This is a genomic window from Sphingomonas taxi (genome assembly GCF_000764535.1).
GTDB classification, from domain to species: Bacteria; Pseudomonadota; Alphaproteobacteria; order Sphingomonadales; family Sphingomonadaceae; genus Sphingomonas; species Sphingomonas taxi.
On the sequence record NZ_CP009571.1, the window covers coordinates 1,296,021 to 1,313,957 of the forward strand.

Below are 17,937 nucleotides of genomic sequence, written 5' to 3' on the forward strand. Positions count from 1 at the left end.
CTCTCATCACCGCGTCAGGCTGTGTCGTCCTATGATCAGCCGCATCTTCATCGATCGCCCGATCTTCGCCTGGGTGCTGGCGATCATCGTCATGCTCGCCGGCGTCGGCTCGATCCTCAGCCTGCCGATCGCGCAATATCCCGACGTCGCGCCGCCGCAGGTGTCGATCCGTGCCACCTTCCCCGGCGCCAACGCGCAGACGCTGCAGAATTCGGTGACGCAGATCATCGAGCAGCAGCTCACCGGCATCGACGGCCTGCTCTATTTCGCCTCGTCCTCGTCGAGCCGCGGCCAGGTGACGATCACCGCCACGTTCGAGAAGGGCACCGATCCCGACATCGCACAGGTGCAGGTGCAGAATCAGGTGCAGCAGGGCGTCGCGCGCCTGCCGCAACAGGTGCAGCAGCAGGGCCTCGTCGTCCGCAAGTCGAATCCGGACAATCTGCTGATCGTCGGCGTCTATGACGAGACCGACCAGCGGACCAACATGGACGTGTCGGACTATCTCGTCTCCAACCTCCAGGACCCGCTCGGTCGCGTCCACGGCGTCGGCGACGTCAACGTCTTCGGCTCGCAATATGCGATGCGCATCTGGCTCGATCCGTCGCGGCTCGCCAGCTATTCGCTGATCCCCGCCGATATCAGCACCGCGATCCAGAACCAGAACACCGAGGTCGCGGCGGGCGAGGTCGGCGGCCTGCCCTCCGCGCCCGAGCAGATGCTCAACGCGACCGTCACCGCCCAGTCGCGCCTCCAGACGCCCGAACAATTCCGCCAGATCATCGTCAAGACGCTGCCCTCGGGCGCCACCGTCCGCCTGTCGGACGTCGCGCGGATCGAACTCGGCGCGGAAAGCTACGCCTCGGTCAGCCGCATCAACCGCCATCCCGGCGCCGGCATCGCGGTGCTGCTCGCCCCCGGCGCCGACGCGCTGGAAACGGCCGAGCTGGTCAAGGCGGAGGTCGCGCGCGTCGCCAAGACCTTCCCGCCCGGCCTCAAGGTGGCCTATGCCAACGACACCACCGCCTTCATCGAACTGTCGATCGAAGAGGTGGTCAAGACGCTGATCGAGGCGGTGATCCTCGTCGTCATCGTCATGTTCGTCTTCCTGCAGAGCTGGCGCGCGACGCTGATCCCGACGATCGCGGTGCCGGTGGTGCTGCTGGGGACGTTCGCGGTCTTCCATCTCGCCGGCTTCTCGATCAACACGCTGACGCTGTTCGGCCTCGTCCTCGCCATCGGCCTGCTCGTCGACGACGCCATCGTCGTCGTCGAGAACGTCGAGCGGCTCATGGAGGAAAATCCCGACATGAGCCCGCGCGAGGCGACGATCGAGTCGATGAACGAGATCACCGTCGCGCTGATCGCGATCGCGCTCGTCCTGTCGGCGGTGTTCCTGCCGATGGCGTTCTTCGGCGGCTCGACCGGCGTGATCTATCGTCAATTCTCGCTGACCATCGTCGCGGCGATGGTGCTGTCGGTGCTCGTCGCGCTGATCCTGTCGCCGGCGCTGACCGCCTCGCTGCTCAAGCAGAAGTCGCAGGAGGCCGAGGAGGCGCAGGGCTTCAAGCGCCGCTTCCCGCGCGTCGCCGGCTGGGGGACCAAGGCGTCGACCTGGTTCAACACCAATTTCGAACGCGGCGTCGAGCGCTACACCAATGCGGTGCGCGCGGTCGTCGATCGCAAATGGCTGTTCCTGCTGATCTATCTCGGCGTGGTCGCGTTGCTGGCGATCCTGTTCCTGCGCCTGCCCACCGGCTTCCTGCCAACCGAGGATCAGGGCTCGGCGATCGTCCAGTTCCGCCTGCCCGCCGGCGCCACCCAAGCGCGGACGATCGAGGTGCAGAAGCAGGTCGAGAATTACTTCATCCAGAACGAAGGCAAGAACGCCTCGGTGCTGTTCACCGTCGCCGGCGGCGGCGGTGGCGGCGCGAGCGGCCAGAACACCGGCCAGGGCTTCCTCAACTTCGTCGACTGGTCGGAGCGCAAGGGCAAGGAGAATACCGCCGACGCGATCACCGGTCGCGCCTCCGCCGCCTTCCGTGGGCTGCGCGACGCACAGGTGTTCGCGCTGGTGCCGCCGGCGGTCCGCGGCCTCGGCCAGTCCGACGGCTTCACGATGGAGCTGCAGAACACCGGCGGCCTGTCGCAGGATCAGTTCAACGCCGCGCGCGACAAGTTGCTGGCGATGGCCAATGCCGACTCGATGCTCGCCTCGGTGCGCCTCACCGAATTGCCCGACATCGCGACGCTGCGCGTCGACATGGACCAGCAGAAGCTGTCGGCGCTCGGCCTGACCCAGAGCAACGCCAACAGCACGCTGACCACCGCCTGGGGCGGCCAGTACGTCAACGACTTCATCGACCGCGGCCGCGTCAAGCGCGTCTACGTCCAGGGCGATGCGCAATATCGCGCCTCGCCCGAGGACCTGAAGCAATGGTTCGTACGCGGCTCGAACGGGCAGATGGTGCCCTTCTCGTCCTTCGCCAGCACCGGCTGGGCGACCGCACCGACGACGCTGTCGCGGTTCAACGGCATCTCCTCCTATGAATTCCAGGGCTCGGCCGCATCCGGCAAGAGTTCGGGCGACGCGATGACGCGGATGGCCGAGCTGGCGTCGCAGATCCCCGGCACCTCGGTGAGCTGGGCCGGCCTGTCCTATCAGGAGCGTCTGTCCTCCGGTCAGGCACCGCTGCTTTACGGCCTGTCGATCCTCGTCGTCTTCCTGTGCCTCGCGGCGCTGTACGAGAGCTGGTCGATCCCCTTCGCGGTGCTGCTCATCATCCCGCTCGGGCTGATCGGCGCGATCGCCTTCGTCACGCTGCGCGGGCTGACCAATGACGTCTATCTCCAGATCGGCCTGCTGACCACGATGGGCCTCGCCGCCAAGAATGCGATCCTGATGATCGAATTCGCCGAACAGGCGGAGCGCAAGGGCGCGCGCGTCTTCGACGCCGCGCTGGAAGCCGCCAAGATCCGTCTGCGACCGATCCTGATGACCAGCTTCGCCTTCATCTTCGGCGTGCTGCCGCTGGCGATCTCGACCGGTGCCGGCGCCAACAGCCGCATCGCGATCGGTACGGCGGTGATCGGCGGCATGCTGTCGGCGACCTTCCTTGCGATCTTCTACATCCCGTTGTTCTTCGTGCTCGTCCGCCGCGGCGTGCGCGACGGCATCGCCAAGCTGCGCGGCCGCCCGACCGGCCATCAGGGCGGCAAGGAGGACAAGGAGCCCCCCGCCCCGCCGATGCCGCCCGCCGCCGAGCCGGAGCCCGCCCGATGACCCGCCCGATCCTCGTTTTGGCGCTTGCCGCGACCGCGCTGTCGGCCTGTTCGATGGAGCCCAAATACGTCCGCTCGGAAACGCCGGTGCCGACGTCGTGGCCGGTCGGCGACGCCTATTTGCGCCAGAGCGAGGCGACCCTGCCCGCCTTTACCTATCGCGACATCTTCAAGGACCGCCGGCTCCAGACGCTGATCGACCAGGCGCTGGTCAACAACCGCGACCTGCGCGTCGCCGCCGCCAACATCACCGCGGCGCGTGCGCAATATCGCATCCAGCGCGCCGATCTGTTCCCCGCGGTCGACGCCTCGGGCCGCTACACCTATTCGGGCGGCGGCAATGGCGCGCGCAGCACCGCGAGCAGCGGCAGCACCGGCAATACGGGCACCGGCAACACCGGGACGGGCAACACCGGCACGGGCAATACGGGGACCGGCACGGGCGTCGGCACCGGCAACGGCTCGACCGGCACGATCACCACCACCGGCAACGGCAACAGTGCCTTTTCCGCGCAGCTCGGTGTGACCGCCTTCGAACTCGACCTGTTCGGCCGCATCCGGTCGCTGTCGCGCGCCGCGCTCGACCGCTATTTCGCCACCGAGGCGGCGGCACGCGCCACCCGGCTGACGCTGGTCGGCGACATCGCCGACGCGTGGCTGACCTATGCCGCCGACCGCAGCCTGCTCAAGGTCGCGCAGGACACCGCGACCAGCGCGCAGGTCAGCGTCCGCCTCACCCGCGCCCGGCTCGAGGGCGGGGTCAGCGCGCGCACCGACCTGCGTCAGGCCGAACAGATCCTCGAAACCGCCAACGCCGACCTCGCCGAACAGAAGACGCTGGTCGCGCAGGACGTCAACGCGCTGCAATTGCTGGTCGGCGCACCGGTCGACCCGACGTTGCTCCCCGTCTCGATCGACGAGGCGCAGGCGACGATCGCGACGCTGCCCGCGGGGATCGACAGCGGCGTGCTGCTGCGCCGCCCCGATGTCGTCCAGTCCGAATATCAGCTGCGTGCCTATAATGCCGAGATCGGCGCGGCGCGCGCCGCGCTATTCCCGCGCATCTCGCTGACCGGGCTCGTCGGCTTCGCCAGCACCGCGCTGTCGTCGCTGTTCTCCGGCGGCGCGTTCAACTATTCGGTCGCGCCCTCGGTCAGCTATCCGATCTTCCAGGCCGGCGCGGGTCGCGCCAACGTCCGCTATACCGAGGCGCAGCGCGACGCGGCGCTCGCCACCTACGAAAAGACGATCCAGACCGCATTCCAGGAAACCGCTGACGCGCTCGCCCGGCAGGGCACGATCGCCGACCAGCTGCGCGCCCAGACCAATTTCCAGGCGGCGGCGGCGGACACGCTGCAACTCGTCAACGCGCGCTATCAGGGCGGTATCGACACCTTCCTGTCGAGCCTCGATGCGCAGCGCTCGTTCTACACCGCGCAGCGCACGCTGATCACCACGACGCTGACGGGTGCGAGCAATCGCGTCACGCTGTATCGCGTGCTCGGCGGCGATTCGACGCTGGAGGCGACGCCGCAGGGCCCGCAACCGGTGACGCTCAACGGAACGCCACGCAGCGGTTGACGCTTATGCGTGATATCCCCGATGGTTAGCGTCCATCAGGCAGGAACCGCACGCATGAGCCACACGATCCGCCGCTTCCGCCCGACCGACGACGCGGCGATGCTCGCTTTTGCCGCGAGCCTGCCCGAACATGACCTGCTGTTCCTCGGCCGCGACCTGCGCCACGAGCGCGTCATCGAGGCGTGGCAGCAGGCGATCGGCGAAGGCTGGATCGACAGCCTGATCGCGGAGGATGGCGGCCGCATCGTCGCGACCGGCGCACTGGTCCGCGATCCGCTCGGCTGGAGTGGCCATGTCGGCGAGATCCGGCTGCTCGTCGCCACCGACCGCCGCGGTGCGGGGTTGGGCGGCGATCTGCTGGAGGCATTGCTCGCGATCGCCCGCGCGCACGGCCTCGCCAAGCTCAGCGCGACGATGACGCCCGATCAGGCCGGCTCGATCGCCTTGTTCGAAGGGCTCGGCTTCCGCCGCGAGGCGCTGCTCGCCGGCCACGTCCGCGCTCGCGACGGCGTCGCGCACGATTTACTGATCCTCGCGCGCCCGATCCCGACCGGCTGACCGCCGGCCGGGTCGGGATGGCCTTTTCGGCTCAGTCGGCCTTGCCGTCGCCCCCCGACCGCATCGGCGATACCGCGTCGCGGCCGAACTGCATGATGAGCTCGCCCATCTCGCGCGCCTGGTTCATCGCCCGCTGGCCCTGTTCGCGCAGATAATCGCCCTGGATGCGCATCACCTCGCTGAGGTCCTTGGCCTGCGCCGCCTCGCGCATCGCCTCGAACGCCTCGCGCGAATTCTGCTCGGCCTGTTCGATGATCTTCAGGCCGATCGTCGCGCCATTGTCCGCCGCTTTCTGGCCGGAGGCGCGCAACGCCTCGCCCGCCCGACGCGCGGGATCGAGCACATGGTCCGAAAAGCCCGCGCGCGCGCGCTCGGCGGCATCGCGCATCGCATCCGCAGCGCCCTGACCCGCACCGGCATCCGTGCCCGCGCCGTTGCCGGCACCACCGAAATCCTCGGCCATCATCGCTCTCCTCTCATCTTGGGACGCCGTTCCGGCCGCCCGCTTGGTTACTCCGACTGCAACGTGTGATAGCGGGCTTGGCTCCGGCACCGCGACGAAGCAGCCGTTGCGTCCCGTTCGCGCGCCGGTAGAAGGCCCGTTCCATGTCGAAGATCGAAAACCCGATGCCGCCCCGAATCCGCGGCGAACTGCTCCACCGCGCGATCGGGCTCGGTGAGGAGCTGATGCGCCTGTCGGACGACCTCGGCCATACCGTCGCAAGCCTGCACATCTGCCAGGGCGTCGAGATGATGCGCGAGGAGGCGGAGCGGCTGCTCGGCCCCGCCTGATCCTGCCTCACGCCGCGGCGATGCAGCGCAGCGCGAAGACGACGCCTTCGTCGGTCAGCGCCACCGCAGCGCTATCCCGCGGTTCCATCGCGTCCCACCGGATGAGGCCGCGCGCCTGCATCACCTGCAGCCAGCGCCGCCCGACCGCACCGCGCACCCCGATCTCGTCGAGCACCGGCCCGCTGGTCATCGTCCGCCCGTCTTCATAGGCGACGAACAGGATCAGCAGGATGTCCCAGCCGGGCTCGCCGAACAGCTCGGCAAAGCTGCCCGCCGCCGCGTCGCGGCTCCGTCGCTGCGCCAGCAGCGCGCGGGCGCGGTCGGCGTCGTCCGGCTCCTCCGGACCGACGAAGGTGGACGCGACGATCTCGCCCCGCCCCTGCGCCGCGGCGAAGCGGACGCGGGCAATCGCGGCGACGAGGCGTTCGTGGTTCTCGCGATCGCGCTCGGGCCAGCGCAGCAACCGGATATCGGCGTTCATGGGTGTTCGTAGTCCGGTCTGCGCAGGGGCGACCAATCGCGGTCGCTCCCGAAACGGGCCAGGCGGTGGCGATGGCGCAACGCACCGATCGCCAGCAGCACCAGCATGGGATAGGCGATCTTGGCGCTCGCCCCGGCGTACATCCACGGCACCAGATGGGGATCGAGCGCCTTCACGCCGTGGATCGCGATCGTGATCAGGTGGAGCGCGGCGACGTAGAGCGGCCAGAACCGGTCGGCGCGCACCGCGATCCACACCAGCCCGAGCAGCACCGCGCAATCGACCGCCAGGATCATCAGATGCACCGAATGATAGCTGACGCGCGGCTGGAACGGCAGCGCGAAGGTGGTCGCCGCCCCGACGAGGAAGACCGCCGCGGTCCACCGCTCGGGCGCGCCCCCTGCCGCCAGGGCATAAGCGCACGCACCGAGCAGGACGATGTTGAAGAGGATGACGTGTGTCATGACTTGACCGGCCAAAGGAGCAATCTGGTGGTCAAGCCATGACACCTAGGCGGCGACGCGCAGATGACTGGCGCCGACGCCCGTCGGGACGAAATCGGGCTTCGGCTGTTCGTCGCCGAAACTCGTCTCATACCCGATCTGGCGGCCCACTTTCTCGATGACGCGGTGACCGGCGACGGTGTGACCGCGCGCCGTACCGATCGCGAGGATGGCTTGACTGAGTGTTTCGAAGGCCTGCTGCCCGGCGATCGCGGGCAGCTTGGCGGCGGTGCGCGCCCGCGGCAGCGCGGCGAGCAGTTCGCCGCCGGTGGCGAAGGCTTCGTCGAGCTGCGTCTCGAGCCGCCACAGCAATGTGGCGACGGCATCGGCGGCAACCTGGGAATCGGCATAATGAGCGTTCGCGTGAGACATTGGCCACCCCGTTCACCCCCGATGGGGGTGCTTTCGCTGAAGATCAGGAAAGGCGGCGGGCGATCGTCTCGATGATGCCGGTGAGGACCTGGAGGCCGGTCATCAGCATGCCGAACCCGATGGCGAGGCTGATGGCGATGGCCGGTATCCAGATCAACCGGCCTCCGACCGACAAGTCGTTGCCCCGCTGTCCCTTCCGCCGGAAGGGCAGCCGTATTTCCGGGAAGCTGTGCCTCGAAGGCGGCTCCCCGGAAACCCCCGGTGCCCTGACGATCGTGTCGTCCGGCACCACCGGCAATGGCAGGCCGATCGCCGGATCGACTAGCCGTGCAGAATGACCCCCCATTTTATCGGGGTCGGATTGCGCCGCCGAAATGGCGGAAATCTGCGGGTTCTGGAGGTCGGAAGCGCCTTGACCGGCCGCCTCCTCGTGCGCGGCGAGGCGCAATGCGGCGTCGCGGCGGTTGCGCGCGCCGAGCACCTTCACCGCCTCGGTCAGATATTTGTCGACGGTGCTCTTCTCGATGCCGAGCTCGTCGGCGATCTCCTTCGATCCCTTGAGCTCGCGCACGCCGCGCAGGCACTCGCGGTGGCGTCGCGACAGGCGTTCGAAAGGGGCTGGATCGGTCACGTGCCCTCTGTCCCGCGGGACGGCGGGCATGGCAAGCGCTTCACGGTCGACACCGGTGGTTTCGTCGGCATCGGCAGGCGGTCCATCGTCGCGGTCGATCGGCATCGGGTGCACTGCAGCCAAGATCGTCATTCCACAGGTTGCGGGAAAGACGGCGCTTTATCGCCCATCGCGCGCCGCCGCCAGTATCCTGGCGGCGGCGCATGGGTCACGGTCAGCCGTGCGCGGCCTTGGCGGGCTTCTTGTGCGCACCCTTGCCGCTATTGGCCTTCTTGCCGCGGCGCGTCGCGACCTGCGGCTTGTCGCCGCGCAGCAGCGGCACCGCGATCGCGGCGGCGGCGCCGGCGAGGATCGTCCCGCCGATCGCGAGCCACGCGCCGGTGCCGAGGCCGCCGGGCTGCCGCTTGGGGGATTTCTTCGGCTTCGGCGGCGCCTTGGCCTCGTCGTGATGGACCGGGCCGGCGTGTTTCATGGCAGAACTCGGAATATGGGACATGGAGGATCCTTTCTGGCCGGACCAACCCCATGTACCCGAGCATTGTTCCGCCAGCGAAACGCCTTGGCCCGCGCTCAGCCGGAGTGGGACCGCCATTCGATCAATTCCTCCCCCGCCAGGGGGAGGAATTACGCATGAGTCTCCGAATGCCGGTCCCGCCTAGCCGCCCCCCTTCCACCGCCGCATCGCGCGCTCGTAGGCGTCCGCCGCCGCCTGCCGCGCCTCGTCCAGCGCTGTGCGTTCGTCCTCCTGCGCGCGCTCCATCGTCCGTCGCCGCTTGGCGAGCGCCACCTCCTCGGCGCGCAACGCACGCGCCTCGCTGCGATGCCGCGCCTCCGCCTCGGCCATCGCCCGGTCCGCCGCATCGAGCGCGCGACGATCGGGCTTGGGCGCCGGCCTTGGTGCCGGCTTCGGCTTCGGCTTGGGCGCAGGTGCATCCGTCGCATCGTCGGACCGGCGGCGCGGCGCCTTCGCGGGCGTATCGGGCAGTGCCGCGATCTGCTCGGCCGCGGTACCACGCGACCGTTTGATCACCGTGCCCGGCTGCGCCAGCGGCTCGGCGGTGAGTTCCGGGTCGGTCACCACTTCGGCGATGCCGCGGGCGAACAGGTCGCGCTCGCTCCCCCAGGCCTGCAACGCCGCTTTCTGGCTCGCCGCCGCGACATAGGCGTCGTGGAACCCGATCGGCGTACGATAGACCTTCAGCTTCGCCATCCCGCCAGCCTAACCGCCCCGCCCGCCGATGGCTCCCCCTTTCGCGCAGGTCCCGACTTGCGCCCACCAACACGGTTGACGCCGCGCCCCGCCGTCCCGCGCCGGCACAGCCGCGCGACACCCCTAGCCAAGCGCCCGCAACCGGCGCATTCCCGCGTCTCCACCGGGAGCGTCTCATGGCCGCACGTCGGGCCCTCGCGGCCAAGCTCATCCTCGCCGCCGTCGGGATCGGCGTCGCCGCCGCGGCCACCGTGCCGTCCCTCCGCCCGACCGCCGCGCCGTCCGTGCCGACGCCCGCCGCGCCCCCGGTCCGCGCCGCCATCGCCTCGCCCCCACCCACACCCGAGCCCCGCCCCGTTGCGCGCCCCACGCCCAACCCGCTCATCGTCAAGCGCGTGCTCGACATCGGCCCGATCAAGTTCGGCGATTATACCTGGGACGATGCGGGCGTGCCCGCCGGCCCGCTGATCGTCACCGTCGATCTCGCCGCGCAGACGCTGTCGGTCTTCCGCGACGGCTATGAGATCGGCGCCACCGCAATCCTCTATGGCGCCGACGACAAGCCCACCCCGCTCGGCAGCTTCCCGATCCTGATGAAGGACGCGCACCACGTCTCCAGCCTCTACGGCGCGCCGATGCCCTATACGATGCGGCTGACCAACGACGGCGTCGCGGTCCACGGCACCGAAGTCGCCTGGGGCTATGCCACGCACGGCTGTATCGGCGTGCCGACCGCCTTCGCCAAATTGCTGTTCCGCGAGGCGAAGGTCGGCGACCGCGTCATCATCACCCGCGGCAAGACGCTGGCGACCGGCGAAACGCTCGTGTCTTGAGAGTCATCCGCAGGTGGGCATAGGCGCTTCCCCCGCCGGACAGCCCTTGCTAAGGCCGCCGCGACATACGCTTTCGCTGAAGCGCTCTCGCGCGCCCGCGCGGCCCCATGGCCGCCTCCCCGAGCGCCCTGGGCCAAATTGAAGGGATCATAATGACCGCCATCGGCCAGGACAGCCTGAACACCCGCACGACCCTGACGGTCGGCGACAAGAGCTACGCTTATTACAGCCTCGAAAAGGCCGCCGCCAAGTTCGGCGACATCAGCCGCCTGCCCTTCTCGATGAAGGTGCTGCTCGAGAACATGCTGCGCTTCGAGGACGGCAAGACCGTCACCGAAGCCGACGTGCAGGCGATCGTCGACTGGCAGAAGGAGCGCCGCTCCGACCGCGAGATCCAGTATCGCCCGGCGCGCGTGCTGATGCAGGATTTCACCGGCGTGCCCTGCGTCGTCGATCTCGCCGCGATGCGCGATGCGATCACAAAGCTCGGCGGCGACGCCGCCAAGATCAATCCGCAGGTTCCCGTCCATCTCGTCATCGATCACTCGGTGATGGTCGACGAATTCGGCACGCCGCAGGCGTTCGAGGACAACGTCGATCTCGAATATCAGCGCAACGGCGAGCGCTACGAGTTCCTCAAGTGGGGCTCGGCGGCGCTCGACAATTTCAAGGTCGTGCCGCCGGGCACCGGCATCTGCCATCAGGTGAACCTCGAATATATCGGTCAGGCGGTCTGGTCGTCGGACAGCGTCGGCGACCATGGCGACGGCACCACGATCGCCTATCCCGACACGCTCGTCGGCACCGACAGCCACACGACGATGATCAACGGTCTCGGCGTGCTCGGCTGGGGCGTCGGCGGCATCGAGGCGGAAGCGGCGATGCTCGGCCAGCCGGTGTCGATGCTGATCCCCGAGGTCGTCGGCTTCAAGCTGACCGGCGCGCTGCGCGAGGGCATCACCGCCACCGACCTCGTGCTCACCGTCACGCAGATGCTGCGCGCCAAGGGCGTCGTCGGCCGCTTCGTCGAATTCTTCGGCCCCGGCCTGTCGTCGATGACGCTCGCCGACCGTGCGACGATCGCCAACATGGCGCCGGAATATGGCGCGACCTGCGGCTTCTTCCCGATCGACGAGAAGACGATGGACTATATGCGCCTCACCGCGCGGTCCGACGAGAATGTCGCGCTGGTCGAGGCCTATGCCAAGGCGAACGGCTTCTGGCGCTTCGACGATGCGCCCGAGCCTGTGTTCACCGACACGCTCGAACTCGACATGGGCACCGTCACCGCGTCGCTCGCCGGCCCGAAGCGTCCGCAGGACCGCGTCAGCCTCGGCAAGGTCGACGAGGTGTTCAACGGCGATCTGTTCAAGATCTACCACAAGGAGCGCCCCGAGCGCGTCGACGTGCCCGAGCGCAGCCATGACATCGGCGACGGCGACGTGGTGATCGCGGCGATCACCAGCTGCACCAACACCTCGAACCCGTCGGTGCTGGTCGCCGCCGGCCTCGTCGCGCGCAAGGCGAACGCGCTCGGCCTCAAGCCCAAGCCCTGGGTCAAGACGAGCCTCGCCCCCGGTTCGCAGGTCGTCACCGACTATCTCAACAAGGCGGGCCTCACCGCCGATCTCGACGCGATCGGCTTCAACCTCGTCGGTTACGGCTGCACCACCTGCATCGGCAATTCGGGTCCGCTCGCCGAACCGATCTCGAAGGCGATCAACGGCAACGACATCGTCGCCGCCTCGGTGCTGTCGGGCAACCGCAACTTCGAGGGCCGCGTCTCACCCGACGTGCGCGCCAACTTCCTCGCCTCGCCGCCGCTCGTCGTCGCTTATGCGCTCAAGGGCACGGTGACGCTCGACATGACCGAGACGCCGCTAGGCCAGGGCACCGACGGTCAGGACGTGTTCCTCAAGGACGTGTGGCCGACCAATCAGGAAATCGCCGACGTCATGGCGGCGAACATCGACGATACGATGTTCCGCTCGCGCTACGGCAACGTCTACGCCGGCGATGCCAAGTGGCAGTCGATCCAGATCACCGAATCGGACACCTACGCGTGGCCGTCGGGGTCGACCTATGTCGCCAACCCGCCCTATTTCGACGGTCTCGAAATGACCCCGAAGCCGGTTACCGACATCATCGACGCCAAGCCGCTGGCGATCCTCGGCGATTCGATCACCACCGACCACATCTCGCCGGCCGGCTCGATCAAGGCCGACAGCCCGGCGGGCAAGTGGCTGATGGAGCGGCAGGTCAGCCGCGCCGACTTCAACAGCTATGGCGCGCGTCGCGGCAACGACAACGTCATGGTCCGCGGCACCTTCGCCAACATCCGCATCAAGAACGAGATGGTGCCGGGGATCGAGGGCGGCATGACCAGGTTCGACGGCGAGGTGATGCCGATCTTCGACGCGGCGATGCGCCACAAGGAGAATGGCACGCCGCTCGTCATCGTGGCCGGCAAGGAATATGGCACCGGCTCGAGCCGCGACTGGGCGGCGAAGGGCACCAACCTGCTCGGCGTGCGCGCGGTCATCACCGAGAGCTTCGAGCGCATCCACCGGTCGAACCTCGTCGGCATGGGCGTGCTGCCGCTGCAATTCGCCGAGGGCGTAACGCGCCAGACGCTCGGCCTCAACGGCTCGGAGACGTTCACGATCACCGGCGTCGCCAACCTGCGCCCACGCCAGACCGTCGAGGTCCAGCTCACCCGCGCCGACGGCAGCACCGAGACGTTCGAGACGCGCTGCCGCATCGATACCGTCAACGAACTGGAATATTTCCTCAACGGCGGCATCCTCCAGTACGTGCTGCGCAACCTCGCCGCATAAGCCGGCGCGCCAGCCCAGCGCGCAAAAGGGGAGGCACCGAAAGGCGCCTCCCCTTTTTCGTGCGCGAGACCGAGCCAGTGCTCCTGCAAACGCAGGAGCCCAGGATCCCGAACGCCGCGAGCCGTTGCTCTGCTCGACCCTGGATTCCGCTTTCGCGGGAACACTGAAGGTCGCGTCACCAGCTTACGCTACGAAGTCGCGCAGCCACCAACCGCCACGATCCGCCAAGCGGCGGCCACACGCTCGCCACATCCAACGGTATAATCACGCTTTTCCGGAGCGTTACCGCCGCATGGCCCGCCTCATCCTGCCTCTCGCGCTGCTCGCGCTCGCCACGCCGGCGACCGCGCAGCGCAACACCACCGGTTGCACCGCCGCGACCCCGCACCGGCTGATCGTCACGATACGCGGCGTGCGCGCCGGCACCGGCGACGTCCGCGTCCAGCTCTACGACGAACCCGGCTTTCTCGAAAAAGGCCGCTGGCTCGGCCGCGTCGAGGCGCCGACCAACGGCCGCCGCACGCTTGAGGTCTGTATCCCCGTCCCCCGCCCCGGCACCTATGGCGTCGCCGTCCGTCACGACGCCAATGCCAACGGCAAGTCCGACGGCGGCGACGGCGGCGCCTTCTCGCGCGATCCCGGCCTCTCGCTGCTCAGGCTCAAGCCCGCCTTCGCGCAGGTGGCGGTGCCGCTCGCCGCCGGGACGAGCCGGATCGCGGTGACGATGAACTACCGCCACGGCTTCTCGGTCGGCCCGGATCGCTGACCGGACCGGCGGCTCAGCGCAGTCCCAACGCCCGCCACGCCACCGCGTCGAGCTTCGCCACCAGCGCCGGATCGCGCGCGCCCTTGGCGGTGATGATCGCGCTGTCGAGGCACGTGTCGATCGGCGACGCCGGCCGCTCCTCGGGCAGCGCGCGCAGCAGCCGCACCACCATCGCCCGTGCCTTGGCCGCGTTCGCCGCCAGTTGCGCGACGACCTGCGCGACGTCGACCGCCGCCTCGCCCTCGCGCCAGCAATCGTAATCGGTCACCATCCCGACCAGGGCGTAAGGCAGCTCCGCCTCGCGCGCGAGCTTCGCCTCGGGCAGCGCGGTCATGCCGATCACGTCGCACCCCCATTGCCGGTAGAGGCGGCTCTCCGCGCGCGTCGAGAATTGCGGCCCCTCCATCGCAAGATAGGTGCCGCCGCGATCCACCGCCGCGCCGACCGCATCGGCGGCATAGACGCTCAGCCGCGGGCAGACCGGATCGGCCATCGAGACATGCGCGACGCAGCCGGTGCCGAAGAAGCTCGATGCCCGCCCCTTCGTCCGGTCGATGAACTGGTCGACGATCGTGAAGCTGCCCGGCGGCCGCGCCTCGACCAGCGAGCCGACCGACGATACCGCCAGCACGTCGGTCACGCCGAGCCGCTTCAGCGCGTCGATATTGGCGCGCGCGTTGATCGCTTCCGGGCTGATCCGGTGACCCCGACCGTGCCGCGGCAGGAACGACACCGCGACCGCGCCGATCCGCCCGCTGAAGATCGCATCCGACGGCGCCCCCCACGGCGTCGTCACCTCGACCCAATGGCCGTCCTCGACGCCCTCGACGTCGTAGAGGCCCGAACCGCCGATGATGCCGATATGCCAGCCGCTCATGCCCGCGCGATCTCCGCCCGGCTCCGCGCGTAGAGGAAATAGACCAGCAATCCCAAGGCGTTCCAGCCCAGGAAGGCGACCTGCGTGCGCACCTGCAGGCTGGTGAACAGATACAGGCAGCCGAGGATGGCGAGCGGTGCGACGACGAAGGCGAACGGCGTGCGGAATGGCCGCCGCGCGTCGGGATCGCGCCGCCGCGACACCAGGACGCACGCCGCCACCGCGACGAAGGCGCACAGCGTCCCCGCATTGGCGAGGCTGGCGATCACGTCGAGCGGCGCCAGCCCGGCGATCACCGCGACGAACACCGCGGTCATCGCGGTGATCCGCGCCGGCACGCCGCGCTTGCTGACCTTGGCGAGCGCCTGCGGCAGGAAGCCGTCGCGCGCCATGACGAGGAAGATGCGGCTCTGCCCGTAGAGAAAGGCGAGCAGCACCGTCGGCAGCGCGACCGCCGCGGCGGCGGCGATCACCGTCGCCACCTTGGGCTGGCCGAGTTCGCGCAGGATCAGCGCCAGCGGCTCGGGGCTGCTGCCGAACCGCATATAGCTCAGCGCCCCCACCGCCGCGGTCGCGACGATCATATAGATTGCGGTGCAGGCCAGCATCGATCCGACGATCCCGATCGCCAGATCGCGCTCCGGGTTCTTCGCCTCTTCCGCCGCGGTCGAGATCGCGTCGAAGCCGTAGAAGGCGAAGAAGATGATCGCCGCCGCGCCCATCACGCCATATTTGACGCCGCCCGCGCCGGTCGGGCTGCCGAAGCCGTAGGGCGTGAACGGATGCAGATTGGCGGCATCGAAATGCGGCAGCGCGACGCCGACGAACAGCGCCAGCGTGACGATCTTGATCAGCACCAGCACGGTATTGACCCGCGCGCTCTCGCGCGTCCCCAGCATCAGCAGCCCGGCGACCAGCGCGATGATCGCCACCGCGGGCAGATTGACGACGCCGCCCAGCCCCGGCCCGTTGGCGAGCGCCGCCGGCACGGTCACGCCCAGCCCCTTGAGGAACCCCACCGCATAGCCCGACCAGCCGACCGCGACGGTCGACACGACCAGCGAATATTCGAGGATCAGGCTCCACCCGACGACCCAGGCGATCACCTCGCCCAGCGTCGCATAGCTATAGGTATAGGCCGATCCCGACGCGGGGATCATCGTCGCCATCTCCGCATAGCAGAGCGCCGCGCAGGCGCAGATCGCGCCGGCGACGACGAAGGCGAGGATCACCGCCGGCCCGGCGCGATCGGCGCCGACGCCGATCAGCGTCAGGATTCCGGTACCGACGATCGCGCCCACCCCCAGCGCGACGAGATGCGGCCAGCTCAGCGTCCGCGCGAGCTGCTGCTCGGGCGGCTGGGCGTGGATCGTCTTGCGACGCAATAAGCTCATGTGGGTCCCTCCCTCGATGGCGGAGGTATAAGCGGTCGCTGCCGTGGTGGGTAGAGCAGCGAGAACAGCGGGGAGCCTTAAGGCTGGCGATACCACCGCCTCATTCTCACCGTCACCCCGGACTGGTTCCGGGGTCCACCGCGCCGCGACGGAACGGCAAGAGGCTCCAGCCTTTCTCCTCGCCGCGGAGTGGATCCCGGAACGAGTCCGGGGTGACGGTGAGAATGAAAGCGCGGCGACCTACCTCCGCCGCCTCAGAACCGTCGCGAAATGCCCCCGGCCAGTTCCACGTCGGGCGCCGCATGGTTGAGGCCCAGCGTCGTCTGCATGTCGAACTGCCAGTCCTTCTTCGGCTTCCACGTCACCGACGCCGCGCTCAGCCATTGCGTGCTGCGCGCGTCCGGATCGTCGTCGCGAATCACCTGCGCCTCGAGCGCCGCCGACACCGTCTTGTTCAGCTTCACCGTCGCCCCGCCCGCGCTGCTGTAGCGCAGGTGCCGCCCGGCGCGTTCCTCGTCGGGCTGCGCGTCGATCTCGGGCGTCGCATCCAGATGCACCGTGTCGTTCAACCGGAAGGTCACCGGCACCAGCAACCCGCCCCCGGCGACGCGCGACCCGATCGTGCTGCCGCCGACCGGCAGCGTCACATAGGGCAGCAGCGACAGCGACAGGCCGTTGCCGTCGGGATGCAGCAGACCCGCCTTCATCCCCAGCGACACGTCACCGCTCTGCCCGACGCGATCGATCGCGCCCGTCTGCCGGTCGCGCACCCGCTCGTGGCCATAAGGCGTCCAGCCGATCCGCGCCTCGATCTGGTCGGCGACGCCGACGCGCACCAGCGTGTCCGCGATCAGCACGGTATCGGTGCGGCTGTCGGGCTGGCGGTCGAGCGTCCAGTCGACCACGCCCGTCTCCACCGAGACGCGGCCGGGCGCGGTGATGCACGCCGGCGTGTCGAGCCCCGGCCGTTCGGGGCAATAGCTCTTCTGGGCCAGCGCCGGCGCGGCGGCGAGCGTCATCGCGAGCCCGCCCGCCGCGACGAGGCGCCTCACGTCAGCCGCACCCAGGTCGGCGCATGGTCGCTGGCCTTCTCGCGGCCGCGATAGTCCTTGTCGACGCCGGCATCGACCAGGCGGTCGGCGGCCTGCGGGCTGAGCAGCAGATGGTCGATGCGGAACCCCGCATCGCGCTGCCATGCCCCCGCCTGATAATCCCAGAAGGTCCACACCTTGCCGGTCGGATGGCGCGTGCGCAGCGCATCGGTCCACCCCTGCGCGAGCAATCGGCGATAGGCGGCACGGCTTTCCGGCTGCATCAGCGCATCGGTCGCCATCGCCCGCACCGAGAAGGTATCGTCGTCATTGGGGATCACGTTGTAATCGCCCATCAGGACGGTCGGCACTTCCTCGTCGAGCAGCACCCGCGCACGCGCCGCCAGCCGCTCCATCCAGCGCAATTTATAGTCGAACTTCGGCCCCGGCTGCGGATTGCCGTTGGGCAGATAGATCGATGCGACCACCAGTCCATCGACCGCGCATTCGAGGTAGCGGCTGTGATCGTCCTCGTCCTCGCCGGCGAGACCGCGCTGGCGTTCCACCGGAACCTGCCCACGCGCGAGTACCGCGACGCCGTTGAAACCCTTCTGGCCGTGCCACACCGCGCCATAGCCCAACGCCTCGATATCGGCGTGCGGGAAGGTGTCGTCGCTCGACTTGATCTCCTGCAGGCAGACCACGTCGGGCTGCTGCTCGGTGAGATATTCCAGCAACCGGGGCAGGCGCGCCTTGATCCCGTTGACGTTATAGGTGACGAGCTTCAAC

18 protein-coding genes are annotated in these 17,937 nt (G+C 68.8%); 7 read left to right on the forward strand and 11 right to left on the reverse strand.

Annotation, left to right across the window (positions count from 1 at the left end; all coding sequences use genetic code 11):
- The first annotated feature begins 31 nt into the window (after positions 1-31).
- The 3 genes from MC45_RS05795 to MC45_RS05805 are packed head-to-tail and all read left to right on the forward strand — an operon-like array spanning position 32 to position 5,421.
- Positions 32-3,283, forward strand: coding sequence for an efflux RND transporter permease subunit (locus tag MC45_RS05795; protein WP_038660681.1), 3,252 nt, complete (start codon positions 32-34; stop codon positions 3,281-3,283).
- Positions 3,280-4,863, forward strand: coding sequence for an efflux transporter outer membrane subunit (locus tag MC45_RS05800; protein WP_038660684.1), 1,584 nt, complete (start codon positions 3,280-3,282; stop codon positions 4,861-4,863). Before MC45_RS05795 ends, MC45_RS05800 begins: the two co-directional genes overlap by 4 nt.
- 54 nt (positions 4,864-4,917) lie before the next feature.
- The gene (locus MC45_RS05805; RefSeq protein ID WP_038660687.1) at positions 4,918-5,421 is read left to right on the forward strand and encodes a GNAT family N-acetyltransferase; all 504 of its coding nucleotides are present in this window, start codon (positions 4,918-4,920) and stop codon (positions 5,419-5,421) included.
- Positions 5,422-5,452: 31 nt separating this feature from the next.
- Here the strand turns inward: MC45_RS05805 and MC45_RS05810 are convergent, their stop codons facing one another.
- Positions 5,453-5,887 carry a phasin family protein gene (locus MC45_RS05810; RefSeq protein WP_156143781.1) on the reverse strand — a complete coding sequence of 145 codons (435 nt, stop codon included), beginning with the start codon at positions 5,885-5,887 and terminating at the stop codon, positions 5,453-5,455.
- A gap of 161 nt (positions 5,888-6,048) precedes the next feature.
- Between MC45_RS05810 and MC45_RS05815 the strand changes: the two genes are divergently transcribed.
- A complete protein-coding gene (locus MC45_RS05815; RefSeq protein ID WP_245640852.1) occupies positions 6,049-6,213 on the forward strand; it encodes a hypothetical protein in 165 nt (54 codons plus the stop codon).
- Positions 6,214-6,220: 7 nt separating this feature from the next.
- On the opposite strand, the gene MC45_RS05820 is transcribed toward MC45_RS05815, so the two are convergent.
- The 6 genes from MC45_RS05820 to MC45_RS05845 all read right to left on the reverse strand — a co-directional run bounded on the left by MC45_RS05820 (position 6,221) and on the right by MC45_RS05845 (position 9,410).
- A complete protein-coding gene (locus MC45_RS05820) occupies positions 6,221-6,694 on the reverse strand; it encodes a hypothetical protein (RefSeq protein WP_245640853.1) in 474 nt (157 codons plus the stop codon).
- On the reverse strand, positions 6,691-7,158 hold the full coding sequence (locus MC45_RS05825) for a hypothetical protein (RefSeq protein WP_038660696.1): 468 nt from the start codon (positions 7,156-7,158) through the stop codon (positions 6,691-6,693). Before MC45_RS05825 ends, MC45_RS05820 begins: the two co-directional genes overlap by 4 nt.
- Before the next feature lie 45 nt (positions 7,159-7,203).
- Positions 7,204-7,569, reverse strand: a complete 366-nt coding sequence (locus tag MC45_RS05830; RefSeq protein WP_038660699.1) for a hypothetical protein — start codon at positions 7,567-7,569, stop codon at positions 7,204-7,206.
- Positions 7,570-7,612: 43 nt separating this feature from the next.
- Positions 7,613-8,332: a helix-turn-helix domain-containing protein gene (locus tag MC45_RS05835; RefSeq protein WP_245640854.1), complete on the reverse strand. Its 720-nt coding sequence runs from the start codon at positions 8,330-8,332 to the stop codon at positions 7,613-7,615.
- Between the two features lie 82 nt (positions 8,333-8,414).
- A complete protein-coding gene (locus MC45_RS05840) occupies positions 8,415-8,672 on the reverse strand; it encodes a hypothetical protein (RefSeq protein ID WP_038660702.1) in 258 nt (85 codons plus the stop codon).
- Between the two features lie 183 nt (positions 8,673-8,855).
- Positions 8,856-9,410 carry a hypothetical protein gene (locus tag MC45_RS05845; protein WP_038660705.1) on the reverse strand — a complete coding sequence of 185 codons (555 nt, stop codon included), beginning with the start codon at positions 9,408-9,410 and terminating at the stop codon, positions 8,856-8,858.
- A gap of 176 nt (positions 9,411-9,586) precedes the next feature.
- Here MC45_RS05845 and MC45_RS05850 point away from each other — a divergent pair, with 176 nt between their 5' ends.
- From MC45_RS05850 to MC45_RS05860, 3 genes are all read left to right on the forward strand, one after another.
- Positions 9,587-10,243 carry a L,D-transpeptidase family protein gene (locus MC45_RS05850; protein ID WP_179944564.1) on the forward strand — a complete coding sequence of 219 codons (657 nt, stop codon included), beginning with the start codon at positions 9,587-9,589 and terminating at the stop codon, positions 10,241-10,243.
- A 152-nt stretch (positions 10,244-10,395) separates the two neighbouring features.
- A complete protein-coding gene (acnA, locus tag MC45_RS05855) occupies positions 10,396-13,080 on the forward strand; it encodes an aconitate hydratase AcnA (protein WP_038660708.1) in 2,685 nt (894 codons plus the stop codon).
- Between the two features lie 292 nt (positions 13,081-13,372).
- Entirely contained in the window at positions 13,373-13,846 is a 474-nt protein-coding gene (locus MC45_RS05860; protein WP_038660711.1) for a DUF2141 domain-containing protein, read from the forward strand.
- A gap of 13 nt (positions 13,847-13,859) precedes the next feature.
- Here the strand turns inward: MC45_RS05860 and mtnP are convergent, their stop codons facing one another.
- The 4 genes from mtnP to xth all read right to left on the reverse strand — a co-directional run bounded on the left by mtnP (position 13,860) and on the right by xth (position 17,936).
- Entirely contained in the window at positions 13,860-14,723 is an 864-nt protein-coding gene (gene mtnP / locus MC45_RS05865; RefSeq protein WP_038660714.1) for an S-methyl-5'-thioadenosine phosphorylase, read from the reverse strand.
- Positions 14,720-16,117: an amino acid permease gene (locus MC45_RS05870; RefSeq protein WP_038660717.1), complete on the reverse strand. Its 1,398-nt coding sequence runs from the start codon at positions 16,115-16,117 to the stop codon at positions 14,720-14,722. The genes mtnP and MC45_RS05870 overlap by 4 nt, the downstream gene beginning before the upstream one ends.
- A gap of 254 nt (positions 16,118-16,371) precedes the next feature.
- Complete coding sequence (locus MC45_RS05875) at positions 16,372-17,169, reverse strand: transporter (RefSeq protein WP_052075530.1); 798 nt, start codon at positions 17,167-17,169, stop codon at positions 16,372-16,374.
- On the reverse strand, positions 17,166-17,936 hold the full coding sequence (gene xth, locus MC45_RS05880; RefSeq protein ID WP_038660720.1) for an exodeoxyribonuclease III: 771 nt from the start codon (positions 17,934-17,936) through the stop codon (positions 17,166-17,168). Before xth ends, MC45_RS05875 begins: the two co-directional genes overlap by 4 nt.
- Between the last annotated feature and the right edge of the window lies 1 nt (position 17,937).

Bases quoted from the DNA above. Each gene is read 5' to 3' on its own strand.
- MC45_RS05805 (WP_038660687.1), top strand. From the start codon at position 4,918: ATGAGCCACACGATCCGCCGCTTCCGCCCGACCGACGACGCGGCGATG.
- MC45_RS05860 (WP_038660711.1), top strand. From the start codon at position 13,373: ATGGCCCGCCTCATCCTGCCTCTCGCGCTGCTCGCGCTCGCCACGCCG.
- MC45_RS05815 (WP_245640852.1), top strand. From the start codon at position 6,049: ATGCCGCCCCGAATCCGCGGCGAACTGCTCCACCGCGCGATCGGGCTC.
- MC45_RS05830 (WP_038660699.1), bottom strand. From the start codon at position 7,569: ATGTCTCACGCGAACGCTCATTATGCCGATTCCCAGGTTGCCGCCGAT.
- mtnP (WP_038660714.1), bottom strand. From the start codon at position 14,723: ATGAGCGGCTGGCATATCGGCATCATCGGCGGTTCGGGCCTCTACGAC.
- MC45_RS05810 (WP_156143781.1), bottom strand. From the start codon at position 5,887: ATGATGGCCGAGGATTTCGGTGGTGCCGGCAACGGCGCGGGCACGGAT.
- MC45_RS05795 (WP_038660681.1), top strand. From the start codon at position 32: ATGATCAGCCGCATCTTCATCGATCGCCCGATCTTCGCCTGGGTGCTG.
- MC45_RS05835 (WP_245640854.1), bottom strand. From the start codon at position 8,332: ATGACGATCTTGGCTGCAGTGCACCCGATGCCGATCGACCGCGACGAT.
- MC45_RS05850 (WP_179944564.1), top strand. From the start codon at position 9,587: ATGGCCGCACGTCGGGCCCTCGCGGCCAAGCTCATCCTCGCCGCCGTC.
- acnA (WP_038660708.1), top strand. From the start codon at position 10,396: ATGACCGCCATCGGCCAGGACAGCCTGAACACCCGCACGACCCTGACG.
- MC45_RS05840 (WP_038660702.1), bottom strand. From the start codon at position 8,672: ATGAAACACGCCGGCCCGGTCCATCACGACGAGGCCAAGGCGCCGCCG.
- MC45_RS05845 (WP_038660705.1), bottom strand. From the start codon at position 9,410: ATGGCGAAGCTGAAGGTCTATCGTACGCCGATCGGGTTCCACGACGCC.
- MC45_RS05820 (WP_245640853.1), bottom strand. From the start codon at position 6,694: ATGAACGCCGATATCCGGTTGCTGCGCTGGCCCGAGCGCGATCGCGAG.
- MC45_RS05870 (WP_038660717.1), bottom strand. From the start codon at position 16,117: ATGAGCTTATTGCGTCGCAAGACGATCCACGCCCAGCCGCCCGAGCAG.
- MC45_RS05800 (WP_038660684.1), top strand. From the start codon at position 3,280: ATGACCCGCCCGATCCTCGTTTTGGCGCTTGCCGCGACCGCGCTGTCG.
- MC45_RS05825 (WP_038660696.1), bottom strand. From the start codon at position 7,158: ATGACACACGTCATCCTCTTCAACATCGTCCTGCTCGGTGCGTGCGCT.